The organism is Nocardioides sp. Leaf374, assembly GCF_916862475.1.
Lineage (GTDB): Bacteria > Actinomycetota > Actinomycetes > Propionibacteriales > Nocardioidaceae > Nocardioides > Nocardioides kribbensis.
In genome coordinates, this window is sequence record NZ_CAKASO010000008.1 from 41392 (window position 1) to 54068 (window position 12677).

At 73.0% G+C, this 12677-nt stretch carries 27 protein-coding genes; 24 read left to right on the forward strand and 3 right to left on the reverse strand.

The genetic code is table 11. The features are described 5' to 3' along the window. Positions 1 to 20 precede the first annotated feature (20 nt). Entirely contained in the window at positions 21 to 452 is a 432-nt protein-coding gene (locus LPA27_RS05615; protein ID WP_228941804.1) for an ImmA/IrrE family metallo-endopeptidase, read from the reverse strand. Continuing rightward, the gene (locus tag LPA27_RS05620; protein WP_228941805.1) at positions 449 to 769 is read right to left on the reverse strand and encodes a helix-turn-helix domain-containing protein; all 321 of its coding nucleotides are present in this window, start codon (positions 767 to 769) and stop codon (positions 449 to 451) included. Before LPA27_RS05620 ends, LPA27_RS05615 begins: the two co-directional genes overlap by 4 nt. 92 nt (positions 770 to 861) lie before the next feature. Between LPA27_RS05620 and LPA27_RS05625 the strand changes: the two genes are divergently transcribed. The 24 genes from LPA27_RS05625 to LPA27_RS05735 all read left to right on the forward strand — a co-directional run bounded on the left by LPA27_RS05625 (position 862) and on the right by LPA27_RS05735 (position 12133). Then, a complete protein-coding gene (locus tag LPA27_RS05625; RefSeq protein WP_228941806.1) occupies positions 862 to 1125 on the forward strand; it encodes a helix-turn-helix domain-containing protein in 264 nt (87 codons plus the stop codon). Continuing rightward, on the forward strand, positions 1122 to 1247 hold the full coding sequence (locus LPA27_RS19240; RefSeq protein ID WP_267477183.1) for a hypothetical protein: 126 nt from the start codon (positions 1122 to 1124) through the stop codon (positions 1245 to 1247). Before LPA27_RS05625 ends, LPA27_RS19240 begins: the two co-directional genes overlap by 4 nt. Before the next feature lie 174 nt (positions 1248 to 1421). Continuing rightward, entirely contained in the window at positions 1422 to 1655 is a 234-nt protein-coding gene (locus LPA27_RS05630) for a hypothetical protein (protein ID WP_228941807.1), read from the forward strand. Then, on the forward strand, positions 1652 to 1912 hold the full coding sequence (locus tag LPA27_RS05635) for a hypothetical protein (protein ID WP_228941808.1): 261 nt from the start codon (positions 1652 to 1654) through the stop codon (positions 1910 to 1912). The genes LPA27_RS05630 and LPA27_RS05635 overlap by 4 nt, the downstream gene beginning before the upstream one ends. Further along, entirely contained in the window at positions 1909 to 2187 is a 279-nt protein-coding gene (locus LPA27_RS05640) for a hypothetical protein (RefSeq protein WP_228941809.1), read from the forward strand. The genes LPA27_RS05635 and LPA27_RS05640 overlap by 4 nt, the downstream gene beginning before the upstream one ends. Then, the gene (locus LPA27_RS05645) at positions 2184 to 2519 is read left to right on the forward strand and encodes a hypothetical protein (RefSeq protein ID WP_228941810.1); all 336 of its coding nucleotides are present in this window, start codon (positions 2184 to 2186) and stop codon (positions 2517 to 2519) included. Before LPA27_RS05640 ends, LPA27_RS05645 begins: the two co-directional genes overlap by 4 nt. After that, positions 2516 to 2983 carry a hypothetical protein gene (locus LPA27_RS05650; protein ID WP_228941811.1) on the forward strand — a complete coding sequence of 156 codons (468 nt, stop codon included), beginning with the start codon at positions 2516 to 2518 and terminating at the stop codon, positions 2981 to 2983. The genes LPA27_RS05645 and LPA27_RS05650 overlap by 4 nt, the downstream gene beginning before the upstream one ends. Continuing rightward, positions 2980 to 3561, forward strand: a complete 582-nt coding sequence (locus LPA27_RS05655; RefSeq protein ID WP_228941812.1) for a hypothetical protein — start codon at positions 2980 to 2982, stop codon at positions 3559 to 3561. Before LPA27_RS05650 ends, LPA27_RS05655 begins: the two co-directional genes overlap by 4 nt. After that, positions 3558 to 4451, forward strand: coding sequence for a hypothetical protein (locus LPA27_RS05660; protein ID WP_228941813.1), 894 nt, complete (start codon positions 3558 to 3560; stop codon positions 4449 to 4451). The genes LPA27_RS05655 and LPA27_RS05660 overlap by 4 nt, the downstream gene beginning before the upstream one ends. Next, on the forward strand, positions 4448 to 5422 hold the full coding sequence (locus LPA27_RS05665; RefSeq protein WP_228941814.1) for a hypothetical protein: 975 nt from the start codon (positions 4448 to 4450) through the stop codon (positions 5420 to 5422). Before LPA27_RS05660 ends, LPA27_RS05665 begins: the two co-directional genes overlap by 4 nt. After that, positions 5419 to 5820: a VRR-NUC domain-containing protein gene (locus tag LPA27_RS05670; RefSeq protein WP_228941815.1), complete on the forward strand. Its 402-nt coding sequence runs from the start codon at positions 5419 to 5421 to the stop codon at positions 5818 to 5820. Before LPA27_RS05665 ends, LPA27_RS05670 begins: the two co-directional genes overlap by 4 nt. After that, on the forward strand, positions 5817 to 6224 hold the full coding sequence (locus tag LPA27_RS05675) for a hypothetical protein (protein ID WP_228941885.1): 408 nt from the start codon (positions 5817 to 5819) through the stop codon (positions 6222 to 6224). Before LPA27_RS05670 ends, LPA27_RS05675 begins: the two co-directional genes overlap by 4 nt. Next, positions 6224 to 7117, forward strand: a complete 894-nt coding sequence (locus LPA27_RS05680; protein WP_228941816.1) for an HNH endonuclease — start codon at positions 6224 to 6226, stop codon at positions 7115 to 7117. Before LPA27_RS05675 ends, LPA27_RS05680 begins: the two co-directional genes overlap by 1 nt. A 2-nt stretch (positions 7118 to 7119) precedes the next feature. Beyond that, the gene (locus tag LPA27_RS05685; protein ID WP_228941817.1) at positions 7120 to 7428 is read left to right on the forward strand and encodes a hypothetical protein; all 309 of its coding nucleotides are present in this window, start codon (positions 7120 to 7122) and stop codon (positions 7426 to 7428) included. Beyond that, positions 7425 to 7880: a hypothetical protein gene (locus LPA27_RS05690; RefSeq protein ID WP_228941818.1), complete on the forward strand. Its 456-nt coding sequence runs from the start codon at positions 7425 to 7427 to the stop codon at positions 7878 to 7880. The genes LPA27_RS05685 and LPA27_RS05690 overlap by 4 nt, the downstream gene beginning before the upstream one ends. Next, positions 7880 to 8731: a hypothetical protein gene (locus LPA27_RS05695; RefSeq protein ID WP_228941819.1), complete on the forward strand. Its 852-nt coding sequence runs from the start codon at positions 7880 to 7882 to the stop codon at positions 8729 to 8731. Before LPA27_RS05690 ends, LPA27_RS05695 begins: the two co-directional genes overlap by 1 nt. A 115-nt stretch (positions 8732 to 8846) precedes the next feature. Continuing rightward, positions 8847 to 9194, forward strand: a complete 348-nt coding sequence (locus LPA27_RS05700) for a hypothetical protein (RefSeq protein WP_228941820.1) — start codon at positions 8847 to 8849, stop codon at positions 9192 to 9194. Then, positions 9191 to 9406: a hypothetical protein gene (locus tag LPA27_RS05705; RefSeq protein WP_228941821.1), complete on the forward strand. Its 216-nt coding sequence runs from the start codon at positions 9191 to 9193 to the stop codon at positions 9404 to 9406. The genes LPA27_RS05700 and LPA27_RS05705 overlap by 4 nt, the downstream gene beginning before the upstream one ends. A gap of 46 nt (positions 9407 to 9452) precedes the next feature. Beyond that, positions 9453 to 9623: a hypothetical protein gene (locus LPA27_RS05710; protein ID WP_228941822.1), complete on the forward strand. Its 171-nt coding sequence runs from the start codon at positions 9453 to 9455 to the stop codon at positions 9621 to 9623. Between the two features lie 26 nt (positions 9624 to 9649). Then, positions 9650 to 9844, forward strand: a complete 195-nt coding sequence (locus LPA27_RS05715; RefSeq protein WP_228941823.1) for a hypothetical protein — start codon at positions 9650 to 9652, stop codon at positions 9842 to 9844. 222 nt (positions 9845 to 10066) lie between these two features. After that, positions 10067 to 10333, forward strand: coding sequence for a hypothetical protein (locus LPA27_RS05720; RefSeq protein ID WP_228941824.1), 267 nt, complete (start codon positions 10067 to 10069; stop codon positions 10331 to 10333). Beyond that, entirely contained in the window at positions 10330 to 10722 is a 393-nt protein-coding gene (locus LPA27_RS05725; RefSeq protein WP_228941825.1) for a hypothetical protein, read from the forward strand. Before LPA27_RS05720 ends, LPA27_RS05725 begins: the two co-directional genes overlap by 4 nt. Then, the gene (locus LPA27_RS05730) at positions 10722 to 10931 is read left to right on the forward strand and encodes a hypothetical protein (protein WP_228941826.1); all 210 of its coding nucleotides are present in this window, start codon (positions 10722 to 10724) and stop codon (positions 10929 to 10931) included. The genes LPA27_RS05725 and LPA27_RS05730 overlap by 1 nt, the downstream gene beginning before the upstream one ends. Then, entirely contained in the window at positions 10928 to 12133 is a 1206-nt protein-coding gene (locus tag LPA27_RS05735; RefSeq protein ID WP_228941827.1) for a hypothetical protein, read from the forward strand. The genes LPA27_RS05730 and LPA27_RS05735 overlap by 4 nt, the downstream gene beginning before the upstream one ends. Positions 12134 to 12145: 12 nt before the next feature. Here LPA27_RS05735 and LPA27_RS05740 read toward each other — a convergent pair whose 3' ends face one another. Then, positions 12146 to 12664: a hypothetical protein gene (locus LPA27_RS05740; RefSeq protein WP_228941828.1), complete on the reverse strand. Its 519-nt coding sequence runs from the start codon at positions 12662 to 12664 to the stop codon at positions 12146 to 12148. Positions 12665 to 12677: the final 13 nt, after the last annotated feature.

The window sequence follows — 12677 nt, forward strand, 5'->3', positions numbered from 1 at the left end:
CTGCCCCCTCTCGGGGCTGGCTAGTGGGTGCCGCCGAAGCGGTGGGTGAGGAACAGTCGCTCGTTGGGGTGCAGGCGGCGCAGGCGCACGCGGAGCATGGCGTCGGAGACGCGGAGCTCGACGGCGCTGGCGGAGACGTGCTGGTCGTGCAGCGCGAGGGCGTCGGCGAGGTCGTGGATGTTGATGAGCAGGCGGGCGGCGTTGGTGTCGGCGCGCTGCTCCTGGCGGAGGTTCACGCGGCCGCAGTCGGTGTGGACGTCGCCGGCCTCGGCGTGCCGCAGTTCGTGGCAGAGCACGGCCCGCTGTTGACGGCGCGGCATGCGTGGGTCGAGCACGATCTCGCGGGCGTGGTGTCGGTACTCCCCCAGCCTGTCGGACATCCGGCGCCACACGAGGTCGATGTGCGGCAGACGGCTGAGCTCGTCCCACGGCGAGTAGGTGTTGACGGTCACTCGTTGAACTCCCCCGGCTCCTCGAGTCGCTCGGTGCTGGCGACCGCGCCGAGGCTAGGTGTCTCGACCGACAGGGCTGCGGCTTCTTCGGCGCGACGCACGAGGTCGGGGAAGCTGATGCCCAGCTCGCGGGCGATGCGCCAGGTGTCGCCCACGTCAGCGGGGCCCTCTCGCTCGATGCGGCCCATCGTGGTCTCGCTGATGCCGACCTGCCCGGCGAGATCTCCGCGGGTCATCTTGCGGCGCAGTCGCCAGGAGCGGATCTCCTCGCCGAGGGCTTTCAGCAGGGCCTCGGTCGCTTCGTCCTTGTCGGGCATGGCATGGAATATAGCCGATTCGCGCTGAAACGTGCCAGATCTGGCGTACCCCAATCTTGCGTATGCCAAAAATGGCACGTAACGTTCAGGACATGGCAACCATCGACCCCGAGGCCGTAGCGATCGGCCAGGCCGTGCGCGGTGCGATCGCTCAGGCCGGCCTGACCCAGGCCGAGGCAGCGGACCGCGCCGGCATGGCGCTCAAGACGTTCTCCGGACGCGTCAACGGACTGTTCCCCTTCACTTGGCCCGAGCTCGTGCGCATCGCCAACGTGACCGGCGTGACTTGCAGCGAGCTCGCCACGACCGCGAACCGCATCGCCAACCGCCACGCTCCCGAGCTGGCCTCAGCGTGAGCCCCCGCGAGTACGGCCTCGCCCTCGCCTCGACGTGGGCGCCGCCCACGCCGGAGCAGATCGAAGCTGCTGCTCGCATCGTCGCCAGCACCCCCGCGAGCGACGACTGCCAGGCGGCCTGACCGCCACTCCACGAACTGGCTTGCGCGCCCGGAAGGCGCGCGAGTCCGACGGCGGGCCGGGGCCCTCCCCCGGCACCCGGCCCGCCCCTCGACCACCACCCCCGCGCGACCCGCCGACACCCGGCCGGGTCTGTGAAGCGCGCCCACACCCGACCCCGAAAGGGCCCACCACCCATGAACGCCGACCGCTCCGACCACTACGTGCCCGCCCACCTCCTGCCCGACTACATCCCCACCGTCACCCCCGACGACGTCGCGCAGGCCACCAGCCCCAGCACGAAGATGCTCCTCGCGATCACCGCGACCGGGAGGCACCTGTACGAGGGCACCGTCGCCCCCGCCACCATCGCCCGCCGGCGTGCCGCCAACCGCCGCGCCCGCGCCGCCCGACGGGCGGCCCGCCGATGATCCGCGGCGGCACCCGCCGGGGCGCACCCGGCACCCGCTCCGCGCGGCGCACCAGCCAGACGCCCGACCCGCACGTCGTCGCGCTGCACCACGGCCACCTCGACGGCCCCGGGACGCCCTTGGACCTGCTGGTGACCACCTACAGCGACGGATTCCGCACCGTCGCCACCCGCCCCGACTCCTCCTCGACCTGGGGGCCTGAGTCCCCGCTCCAGTCCATGCCGGTCGACCTCGCCCTGACGGAGGTTCCCCAGTGATCCCCGCGCTCGTGATCGTGCTCGCCATCGCGGCGATGCTGCTGATTCACGTCCTGTTCCTCGCGGCCCAGAACCGCGCCCTCGTAGTCGAGCGAGACTCCGCTCTCGAGCAGCGTGACGCCGCGCGCAGTGCCCTCGCCGTGTGGGAGTCGATGACCCCCGAGCAGCTCCGCACCGAAGCCACCCGCCGCCACCTCGCACTGGCCAGCCAGCGCGCCTACGAGGCGCTGCGAGCAGCGCTCACCCGCGCCACCCCGGGTCGGGTGATCCCGTGACCGTCCCGACGGCGCCTGCCCCCGACCGGCTCTACGTCGAGGTCGCGGGCACGAACTGCTACATCGCCGGCACGCCCGGCGTGGTCGCCGAGGTGGTCCGCGACCTCGACCCCAGGCGCGTGCCGTGCGCAGCGTTCGTGCAGCTCGACCTCGGACCGATGCTGTACGTCACCCTCGGCCGCGCCGTCGGCGACCGCGAGCAGTGGCGTGAGGTCGTGGTGTTCCGACAGATCGACCGCGACGAGTTCGACCGTCTCACCGAGCTCGCCCAGCTGCGCCACGAGATGGGCTGGCGCGACCCGGTCGCTACCCCGCCGGGGGCCCCCCAGTGACCGCCGCGACGGCCCACGGGCGCGCCCCGGTCGCCGAGCGGCTGGCCGCCGGCCGCGCGGCCCGCGACGAGGGCATCGACCAGGCCACCCACGCCGCCGACCCCCGCACGATCCTCGCGATCGACGCCGAGATCCGGAAGGCCAACGAGTCCGGGGAGCGCTGGTCGGCCAACGACATCCGCGACCAGTTCCCCGTCACCGACGAGCACCTCGTCGGCGCCCGGGTCCGCGCCGCCGGCCTGCGCCGCCCCCGCGAGCAGTACCCCGTCGACCGGGTGCAGTCCTCCCTCGCCTCGACCCACGCCCACGAGATCCGGGTCTGGCAGGGCGCCGCCGCCTACGAAGCCGCCCAGCGCGCCGCCGAGGCCGCCGAGCAGCAACGCCGCGACCCCGTCGCCGCCGTCCGCGCGACCGACACCGACGCCGGCCTGTTCACCCTGCTCGACGAAGGAGGCACCGGGTGATGCCCCCGAAGTACGCCGACGACGACGTCACCCTCACCGGGGAGGTCCCCGAGCCGTCCACCGACCCGGCCCTGGTGCACCACCTCGCCGACGCGGTTGAGACCGCCGTGGGCTGGGCCCGCGAGGCCGACCAGCTCGTCGCCGGCGACCTTACTGCCCTCGACGTCGCCGGCGCGGCGTACCTCGTCGACTACTGCAAGACCGCCCGCACCCATCTCGCCGCCGTAGAGCAGGCCCTGGCCAACCGGATCGTCGCGATCGACCAGGCCCACCGCGACCGGCTCCCCATGACAGTCCCCGGCCTCGGGGTCGTCGAGGTCCGCAGAAGCGCCGACCGGAAGGCGTGGGAGCACGACCAGCTCGGCGCCGAGGTTGTGCGCCGCCACCTCGCCGCCGCCGGCGGCGAGCTCCCCGACCCCTTCGACGTCGCCCGCCAGGTGCTCGCCGCAGCCGCGCCCAGCTACTGGCGCACCGGCGTCCTCAAGGCCCTCGGCATCGACCCCGGCGACTACTGCACCACCACCCCCGGCCGCCGCACCGTCCAGATCACCACCCCCACGAAGGGACCCGGCCAGTGACCATCGAGACCACCACTCTGCCCGCCGCCTGCCTGCGGCTGCAGGAGACGCACGGCTGCCAGGGCGGAGCCCACGCCGGCTACCGCCGGGTCGGCTGGGATGTCGACGGCGTCGACATCAACACCGCCCACGCCCGCTACTACCCCGGCCACCTGCGCATCGGCGACGCCGCCACGATGATCCGCCAGCACGGCCACGAGTACCACGCCCGGCACGCCTCTCCGCCCTGCCAGTGGTACACACGCGGCAACGCGCCCCGCCGCGGCGAGACCACGAAGTGGGAGCGCACCATCCCGCCGATCCGCGAGGCGCTGGAGTCCGTCGAGGGCCCCTACGTCATCGAGAACGTCAAGGATGCCGTCTGGGACCTGCGCGACCCGATCCTGCTGTGCGGGTGCATGTTCGGCCTCTCCGCGCGCGACTTCACCTGCACCGCAGTCAGCCACGAGGACCGCCTGGCCCACCTCACCGCCGGCGCCTGCAACAATCTCAACGGCATCGAGGTGCACCTGCAGCGCCCCCGCCTCTTCGAGGTCAACTGGCCGATCCCCGGGCTCGTCAAGCAGGAGATCCGGGTGCGCGGCGTCGACTACGTCGTGCGCTCCCCGAGGGCCTGCGACCACAGCGCCCACAAGTGGGTCGCCGGCGCCTACGGCGGCGCACGCCGCGACAAGTACGAGGCCAAGTACGTCCGCAAGGGCGGGTACGTCCCGCCCAGCAAGGCCCTGGTGCAGCGGCTCCTCGGCTTCACCCCCGCCGACCGCGAGGGCGCCACGAAGGCCGAGCAGACCTGGGAGGGCCTCTTCGAGTGCCTGCCCCCGGCCTACACCGAGTGGGTCGGCACCCAGCTCGCCGCCCACCTCACCGGCCGCGCGGCGGTGGCCGCATGACCACCGCCCGCACCGGCACCTACACCGCCCGCCGCCCCACCGGCGTGACCCCGTGGCCCCTGCTCCTCGTCGCCGGCGTCGAGAAGACCGGCGTGCGCTACGCCGCTGCCCAGGCCTCCGGCTCCGGCCGGTTCGCCCGCACGTTCTGGATCACCGTCGGCGCCGACCTGCCCGACCCCTACGCCGCGGTGCCCGGCGCCGACTTCGAGATCGTCGAGCACGACGGCACCTTCACCGGCCTGCTCGGCGCGGTTCAGTGGGCCAGCGCCCAGCCCGCCGAGCGGCCCAACCTGCTGGTCTTCACCTCCGCGACCGCGCTGTGGGCGATGTGCCACGAGCAGGCCCAGGCCACCGCCCACGAGCGCCACGACGCCTCCGGCGCCACCGTCGGCCCGAAGGGCGTCGACACCACCCCCGACCTGTGGGCCACCGCCAACACCCGCCACAACCGCGTGATCTCCGCGCTCCGCGCCCACCCCGGCCCCGTCGTCGTCACCGCGGTGCTCGACCCCGGCGAAGTCGTCGACGCCGACGGCAACCCCACCCCCGAGCGCCGCTGGCGCCCCGTCACCCAGAAGCGCCTGCCCGACGCCGCGACCGCGATCGTGCACCTGCGCGGCTACCGACGTGGCTACCTCGTGGGCGCCAACGCTCCCGCCCTCGCGCCCGAGACCGGCGACCCCGGCGCCCTGCCCGACGACCACATCGTCGAGGCCGTCCTCGACATGCTCGCCGGCACCGGGCCCCGAGCCCACGCCAGCTACGTCGCCGCCGGCGCCGCCGCCGAGCGCGCAGCCGCGGTGCGCGCGGTCGCCGACGCCGCCGCCGCGGCCGGCGTGCCGCCGCAGCAGGTCTCCGAGGAATGGGCCGCCGCCCACGACGGCGAATACATCGGCAACGCCACCGACCTCGCCGGCCTCGCAGCGCTCTGTGACGACCTCCGCACCCGCCCCACCCCGGACCCGGCGTGACTGGCCCCGTCTGGGCAGCCCGGCCCCTCCCGCTCGCCCCGGGTCTGTCCGAGGCGGTGTGGCAGTCGCGGATCGTCGAGCTCGCGCTGCACCTGCGGCTGCAGGTCCACCACGAGACCGACTCGCGGAAGACCCGCAAGGGCTGGCCCGACCTCGCGATCGCCGGTCCCGGCGGCTTCGTCGTCGCCGAGCTCAAGACCGACAACGACGCCCGGAGCAAGCCCACCCCCGAGCAGCAGGCCTGGCTCGACGCGCTCACCGCCGCCGACGTCCGCGCCTACCTCTGGCGCCCCCGGCACTGGGACTACGTCTACGCCCTGCTGCTCCACCTCGCCCACCCCAACCGGCACCGCGACCCCGCGACCGACCCCGCCTTCCCACAGGAGCAGCGACCGTGACCGCCCCACCCGCACGCCGCCGACGGCCCCGCTTCGTCAACGTCGTCCCCACCCCCGCGACCCGCGCGCTGGCCGCGCGCCTGGTGCGCCAGACCCGCGACTCCACCGCGGCCGAGGCCGTGCTCGCCAACGTCGACGACATCGCGCCCGACCAGTACGCCGCGCTGCTCGCCGCGGTGCTGACCTCGACCAAGGCCCACGACAAGCTCGGCCGCCCGCGCGAGCCGCTCCAGCTCACCGAGGAGGAGCGCAGGCGCGGCTACTCCCAGTACCGCCAGGGCGAGCGCACCGAGTTCGCCTGCGTGGCCTACCGCGAGTACCAGCGCGTCATGGCCCGCCGCTACCGCGACCGGCAGAAGAACCGCCGCGACTCCGGCGCGGCCCTCAGGCCGGTGGCCGGCTGATGTGGTTCAAGATCGACGACAAGCTCCACGACCACCGCAAGGTGCAGGTGCTGCTCGAGCGGGGCCACCTCGACGCGATCGGCCTGTGGACCGTCGCCGGGTCATGGTCCGGCGACCACATGAGCGACGGCCTGGTCTCCGGGTTCGTCCTCGGCCGCTGGTCACCCGACTGGCGCGAGCTCGCGCAGCAGCTCGTCGACGTCGGGCTGTGGGCCCAGGAGGACACCGACGACGGCCGCACCCACTTCCGGTTCCACGACTGGACGATCTACAACGACCCGAAGGCCAAGATCCTCGCCGACCGCGAGGCCGAGAGGATGCGCGTCGCGCTCATGCGCGACACCGACCTCGTGAAGGCCATCCGCGCCCGCGACGGCGACCGGTGCCGATACTGCGGGTGCCAGGTCCGCTGGGGCAACCAGCGCGGCCCCTCGGGGGCGACCTACGACCACGTCGTGCCGATCGTGGCCGGCGGCGCGAACACGATCAACAACGTCGTGATCGCCTGCCGCGGCTGCAACTCCCGGAAGAAGCACCTCACGCTCGACGAAGCCGGCATGCGCAAGCTCAAGCCCGGGTCGATGGGCGCGCCCGCGGTCGACGACGCCCAGAGCCGTACTGAGTACGGATCGAGTGCCGCACTCAGCTCGGCAGGGTCCACCCCCGGGTCGGGTCGGGTCGGGTCGGGGCCTCAGAACGTACTCAGTACGGGACCCACCTGGCCCTGCGAGGCCCACCCGCTGCCCACCACCTGCCGGGACCTGCCCGACCTGCCCGTCGAGGACCACTGCCAGCCCTGCCGGGCCATCGCCGAGGCCCTCACCTCTGCCGACGCCCGCGCTGCCACCCAGGCCGCCGCTGAGGCCGACCACACCACCCAGAACGGAGCCTGACCATGACCGACCTCGTCCCTGCCGACCAGATCGAGCACCTCGTCGGCGCACGCCGCCACCCGCTCGCTCACCTCGGCCGCGCCGACTCCACCGAGCAGACCGTCTACATCCTCCACAGCTACGCCTGCCGCGACTCCGGCATCGACCTCCGCACCTGCGGCTACTCCCGCGCCCTCGACCGCGGCATCGACCTGGGTGACTGGGCCGGCCACGAGGACCAGGTCGTGACCCTGCAGGTCGAGCACGGGCTCCTGATGCCCGACCTCCACGGCCCGACCGACCTCGTGCTCGTGACGGCGGCATACCGGTGAGCGGCCTCCCGATCGGCCCCTACGGCCGCTCCCGGATCCGCACGGCCCTGGCCGACATGCAGGCCGAGGTGACGGAGGTGAACCGCGACAACGGCTGGCACGACGACGACCGCACCGTCGGCGACGACATCGCGCTGCTGCACTCCGAGGCCTCCGAAGCGCTCGAGGCCTTCCGTGACCACGGGCTGGCTGACGCCACCGATCAGAACGTGGCTGCGGCCTACGAGCTGCACCGGTGGGCCGAGACGAACGGCCGACTTCCTGAGCCGTGCACCGACCGCTGTCAGACGACGCCGCCGAAGCCCGAAGGGTTCGGGTCTGAGCTGGCCGACGTCCTGATCCGGCTGCTCGACACCTGCGAGCGCCGCGGGGTCGACCTGGCCGGCGAGTACGAGCGCAAGGTGGCCTACAACCGCACGCGCGGGCACCGGCACGGCGGGAAGCGGCTGTGATGCGCCTCGACGGGCCCGACCTGGCCCACGGGTGGCTCGCGGTCGCGCCGGCGATGGCCACGGAGAAGGACGCCCCGGCCGCGCTGCACAAGGCGGTCACGATCGAGGAGTACGCCACCGGAGTCCGGCTGATCGCCTCCGACGGCTACGTCCTCGTCACCGCGTGGGTGCCGGACTTGGAGCACCACTACGACACCGCTGAGCCCGACATCGCCGACGCCCCCGAGCGCACTGTGGTGGCCTCCGACCGCCACGGTCGAGCCCGCGGTCTCCTGGGCCACGTCCTGACCCTGGCCGGGGAGATCGACGCCGAGGACTACGCCCCCGGCAACCTCGAGCTGAGCATCGACTTCGACGTGCGCGCCCCCGCAGGCAGCGGCGCCGGCGACGAGGCACTCGAGGGCATGGAGGCCACCTTCGTGGTCCTCGCGGTCCCCGACGTGGAGAAGGTCTACTTGGAGGTCGTCGAGGCCGAGCCGCTCGCCGGCCGCGGCTGGCGCAACGTGGTCTCGAACCACGAGCCGGCCAAGACCGAGGCGATCGTACTGAACCCCGACTTCCTGGGCCGGGTCGGCAAGGTCGGCCGCCACGCCACCGGCGCGGTGTCGTGGGAGTTCGGTGGGTCTGACCGTCCCGCGATGCTCGACTGGACCGAGGCCAGCCCCCACGTGAGCGGCATCGTGATGCCCCGCTCCCGCGACGACAACACGAAGCCCGACCCCGACACCGGGTCGACCGGCTGCGCGGCCTGCGACGCGGGCACTCTCTGCCTGCGCCACAGCAGCGGCGTCGTGCTCCGCGCCGTCGACCTCGACACGGACGCCGACACCGACGGCGAGGTCGACCAGTGAGGGGCGCGAGCATGCCCACCGCGGTCATCGCGGCCGCCGTCGAGCTGACCACCGAGCGGCCCGAGCTCCTCGCCGTCGGTGTCGCGGAGCCTCTCATCGGCTGGGCGGTGTCGGCATGAGCCGCACGCAGCCGACCGAGTCCGAGCAGTTCGCCCTCGACCACATCGCCTGCGCCTACTGCGGGGTGAGGTCGGGATCGTGGTGCCGCACCGTCCGTCGCTTCGACGGCGTGCTGCGGCCCTACACCGACCAGCCCCACACAACGACGCTGCACGGCGCCCGCACCAGCCCGGTGGTCGAGGTCTACCGCCGGGCCTACCGCCGCGGCTACGCCGACGCTGCCGGCGCCATCGCCTCGGAGATCACGAACAACGCCCTCGGCCGGTGGCGCCTCAACTCCCTCGAGCGGGTCGTGGCGCGCTGCCGCGAGATGGTCGAGTTCTGGGGCGGGGACGACCTGTGAGCCGCATGACCGACGCCGAGCACGCTGCGGAGGAGTTGCACGAGGACCCTCCGGCCCGCGGTCCCTGGTCGTGCCTGGCCGACCTCGACGGCTACCCCTGCCCGCACCCGGTCTCGGAGGGCCGCTACTGCGAGACCCACTCCGGTGACCGGCGGCTGCTCGCGCAGATGCACCGCCTGCTCGGCTACCGCAACGACGGGACCGAGCGGTGACCGCCGGCCAGCACGACGCGTCGCCCCCGACGTCAGGTGCTACGCGATGAGCGATCCCGCCACCCGTGTCTGGGTCCTCATCGGCTACCGCCGCGAGGAGAAGAGGGACGTCGTCGCCCACGAGTCCCGCGTGGTCGGCGACCGAGCGCTCAACGACGCCGTCGCCGGCCTGGAGCGCCGCTCCGACATCACCCGCATCGCCGCCGCACCCGCCTGACCCACCACCCACACCCAGGAGCCCCGATGTTCGTCCGACTGACCGAGACCATCTCCGTGAACGCCGAGCACGTCACCGCCCTGCAGCAGGTCCCCAAGCCGCCAGGCACGCCAACCTCCCCCGAGCTGACCGCCATCTGCCTGTCGAGCGGTCACATCCTGCGCCTAGAGGTGCCCTACGCGAAGGCGCTCGACCTGCTCTCGATGGCGACCGTCCGATGAGCGCCGACCGGTCAGCGCAGTCGGACGAGATTGAGGCCGCCTGCATGGTCATGCACGACGCATACGAGGCCGCTGCCGTTTCGGCCGGCTGGCAAACGCAGGCGCGATCTCGCGCGCCCTGGGCCGACGTGCCCGAGGCCAACAAGGTGACGATGCGCGCTGCGGTGCGCGCCCTCCTCGATCACCTCAGTCGGCCCGGACTGCCCTCACCTGGCGCCCCTCGTGACTGACCCCCAGGAAGACCACGAGGGTCTTCGCTGCCGCCGCTGCGGCGAGCTGGTCGGGCTGATGTTCGGCCGCTGGCTGCACACCGTCGCCGGTCGCGGCGCGCGCTGGGGCGGCACCCTCGCCGAGCTCGACCGGTGCGTCGACGGCTCGGCCCTGGACCCACCTCACCCACCCGACGACCACCCGCCGGCGCAGGCAATCCCGCCCCGCCGGCCCACCACCGACCCATGGGCTGACGCCCTGGAGAGGAACCCCCGATGAGCGACTCGACACCCCGTGACCCGGCAGCCGTGGCCTGGCGCAACCCTGTGCCCCCGCCGGCCGACGCGCGAGCCGAGGCCGAGCCGGTGGTGCTCGGCTTCGACGGCGCCAACTCGATGGTCTACATCCCCGCGGCCAGCAGCGCTCAGGCCGCGATGCGGCAGGCCCTTGCATGGGCCGAGCGCGCCAGCGTGTGGTCCCTCGCCGGGTGTGTGAATAGCGACATCTGGCAGGAGTGGAAGGCCTTCGTCAGGAGCCTCAGCCCCTACGACGACCACCACCCCGTGCCCCTGCCGATCGACGGGCACGCGTACCGACGCCGCACCAGGGCCCGCACCAGGGCACGCGCCCGCCGCTCCCGCTCCCGTCGCGCCCGGGCCGGCCGCTGATGGCCGCCCCGATCGGGCCCGGCGGCTGCCGGTGGCCCCACAAGATCCCGCACTACACCCAGCGCGACGCCCAGGACCACCTCGAAGGCCTGCGCCGCAGGGGCGAGGCGAAGAACCAGCACATCTACTGGTGCCACGCCGAGCACTGGCACGTCGGGGACAAGACCAAGGGCAACCGCAAGACCCGCCGGAAGGGCGCCAGCGCATGACGACCACCCACCTGACCCACCCCGCCGGCCAGCTCAGCGACTACCGCTGCCACTCCACCGGACGCGACCAGCCCCGCATGCTCCTCACCCACCAGCCCGGCTGCGACGACGCCGGCTGCCCCGGCTGCGTGCCCTGCCCCGAGCGGCACTGCCAGGTCTGCCGCCACACCCACGTCACCGTCGAAGGCCGCGGCCCCGACCTCACCTGCGCCTCCTGCATCGGCGACACCCGCACCGCCCTCGCCGGGATCTACAGCGCCTCCGCCCGACTCCTCGGCGAGGCCATCGTCGCCGGCATCAACAGCCAGGCCGCGATGCTCGAGGGCCCCGCCGCCCGCGTCGACGGGTTCCGCCGACGCATCGCCCACGCCTTCACCACCCGCGGCTGCCGCACCCCGCTCGACTGCCCCATGCACACCCCCCTCGTCACCGCCGGCCCCACCTGCGCACACCGCACCTGCGGCCACCCGTCCTGCGCCTGGGCCCGCCGCGACTACTGCCCCACCGTCATGGCCATCCACGACGACAACCGCGACGAGCTCCACCCCCTGTGGGTCCTCGGCGTGTGGGAGCACAACGTGCGCGACCACCTCGACCAGCCCGCACCCACCGCCGCCCGCGTCCAGCTCACCACCGCCCGCGACTACCTCGCCCCCCACCTCACCCGCCTCGCCCACGACCCCGGCTTCGCCTTCGACGAGCTCGCCGACGACCTCGCCCGCTGCCACGCCCACCTCGAGAACGTCCTCACCGACGGCGACCGCGACGACCAGGGCGCCCCCTGCCCCGCCTGCCAGGGACCGAAGCTGATCCGCGTCTACGCCGACACCGAGACCACCGACCACCGCTGCGCCCGCTGCCACGGCCCCGCACCCACCGACGCCACACACTGCCCCGACCCGTGGTGCTGGTCCCCCGTCGTCGAGCCCGTCCTCGACAGCAACCCAGCCGACGACCGCTGGACCTGCCCCGCCTGCCACCAGTGGTGGACCCCGGCCGACTACGACCGCCGCGTGAAGGGCGACTACCTGCAGTACGCCAGCGCCCTCACCGCCTCCCAGCTCCGCGAGCAGTACGGCATCGCCGAGGGCACCGTCCGCGTCTGGGCCAACCGCGGCCGGGTGGCGAAGCGGGGCCGCGACCAGCACGGCCGACAGCTCTACGACGTCAAGCAGGCCGTGGTGTGCCGTGGGGCGCGATGATCATGGTGCACTTCAGCGCCTGACACAGAGGTCAAAGACCCATCGGAGGGCGTTGCGCGCAGCATTCCGAGCCTTTTTGAGGCGCTTCCGATAACCGGATTCGTAGAACTTGGGGTCACCAATCCACGCTCCAAGAACGCCCATCAGTGTTGTGGCGGTCTCGACCGCTGTTGGCGAACCAGGCACCGGGGTGATGCGGTCGGTCATCGCGTCGACCATGCTCACCGGGAAGCTAGAGAACTTGGGCCAGCGGGAATTGCACCGAGAGGACAGTTCGAAGGCAACCTGCACCATGTCACTTAGCACCGCGACGGCCTCGTCGGACGGCCCTTTGCGAATCAGGTCGCGGCTATGCCACGCCATCCCGTGGAGCCGGGCAGCAACGGCCCTCGCGGCCTCGAGGTCAGCCCGTTCCCTCTCGTGTCGCAACGTAGCGACAACAGCTCCCGCCGTGACAGCGCCGCCGATGACGCCTCCTGCTATCCCGTCGAAGCCGTACTGCCACCACCAGTCCGCGTCCCCCGGGTTCACATCGAGCAATGTA

Coding starts and splice junctions, on each gene's coding strand:
- LPA27_RS05620 (WP_228941805.1), bottom strand. CDS start 769: ATGCCCGACAAGGACGAAGCGACCGAGGCCCTGCTGAAAGCCCTCGGC.
- LPA27_RS05625 (WP_228941806.1), top strand. CDS start 862: ATGGCAACCATCGACCCCGAGGCCGTAGCGATCGGCCAGGCCGTGCGC.
- LPA27_RS05630 (WP_228941807.1), top strand. CDS start 1,422: ATGAACGCCGACCGCTCCGACCACTACGTGCCCGCCCACCTCCTGCCC.
- LPA27_RS05635 (WP_228941808.1), top strand. CDS start 1,652: ATGATCCGCGGCGGCACCCGCCGGGGCGCACCCGGCACCCGCTCCGCG.
- LPA27_RS05665 (WP_228941814.1), top strand. CDS start 4,448: ATGACCACCGCCCGCACCGGCACCTACACCGCCCGCCGCCCCACCGGC.
- LPA27_RS05680 (WP_228941816.1), top strand. CDS start 6,224: ATGTGGTTCAAGATCGACGACAAGCTCCACGACCACCGCAAGGTGCAG.
- LPA27_RS05685 (WP_228941817.1), top strand. CDS start 7,120: ATGACCGACCTCGTCCCTGCCGACCAGATCGAGCACCTCGTCGGCGCA.
- LPA27_RS05695 (WP_228941819.1), top strand. CDS start 7,880: ATGCGCCTCGACGGGCCCGACCTGGCCCACGGGTGGCTCGCGGTCGCG.
- LPA27_RS05700 (WP_228941820.1), top strand. CDS start 8,847: ATGAGCCGCACGCAGCCGACCGAGTCCGAGCAGTTCGCCCTCGACCAC.
- LPA27_RS05710 (WP_228941822.1), top strand. CDS start 9,453: ATGAGCGATCCCGCCACCCGTGTCTGGGTCCTCATCGGCTACCGCCGC.
- LPA27_RS05715 (WP_228941823.1), top strand. CDS start 9,650: ATGTTCGTCCGACTGACCGAGACCATCTCCGTGAACGCCGAGCACGTC.
- LPA27_RS05725 (WP_228941825.1), top strand. CDS start 10,330: ATGAGCGACTCGACACCCCGTGACCCGGCAGCCGTGGCCTGGCGCAAC.
- LPA27_RS05730 (WP_228941826.1), top strand. CDS start 10,722: ATGGCCGCCCCGATCGGGCCCGGCGGCTGCCGGTGGCCCCACAAGATC.
- LPA27_RS05735 (WP_228941827.1), top strand. CDS start 10,928: ATGACGACCACCCACCTGACCCACCCCGCCGGCCAGCTCAGCGACTAC.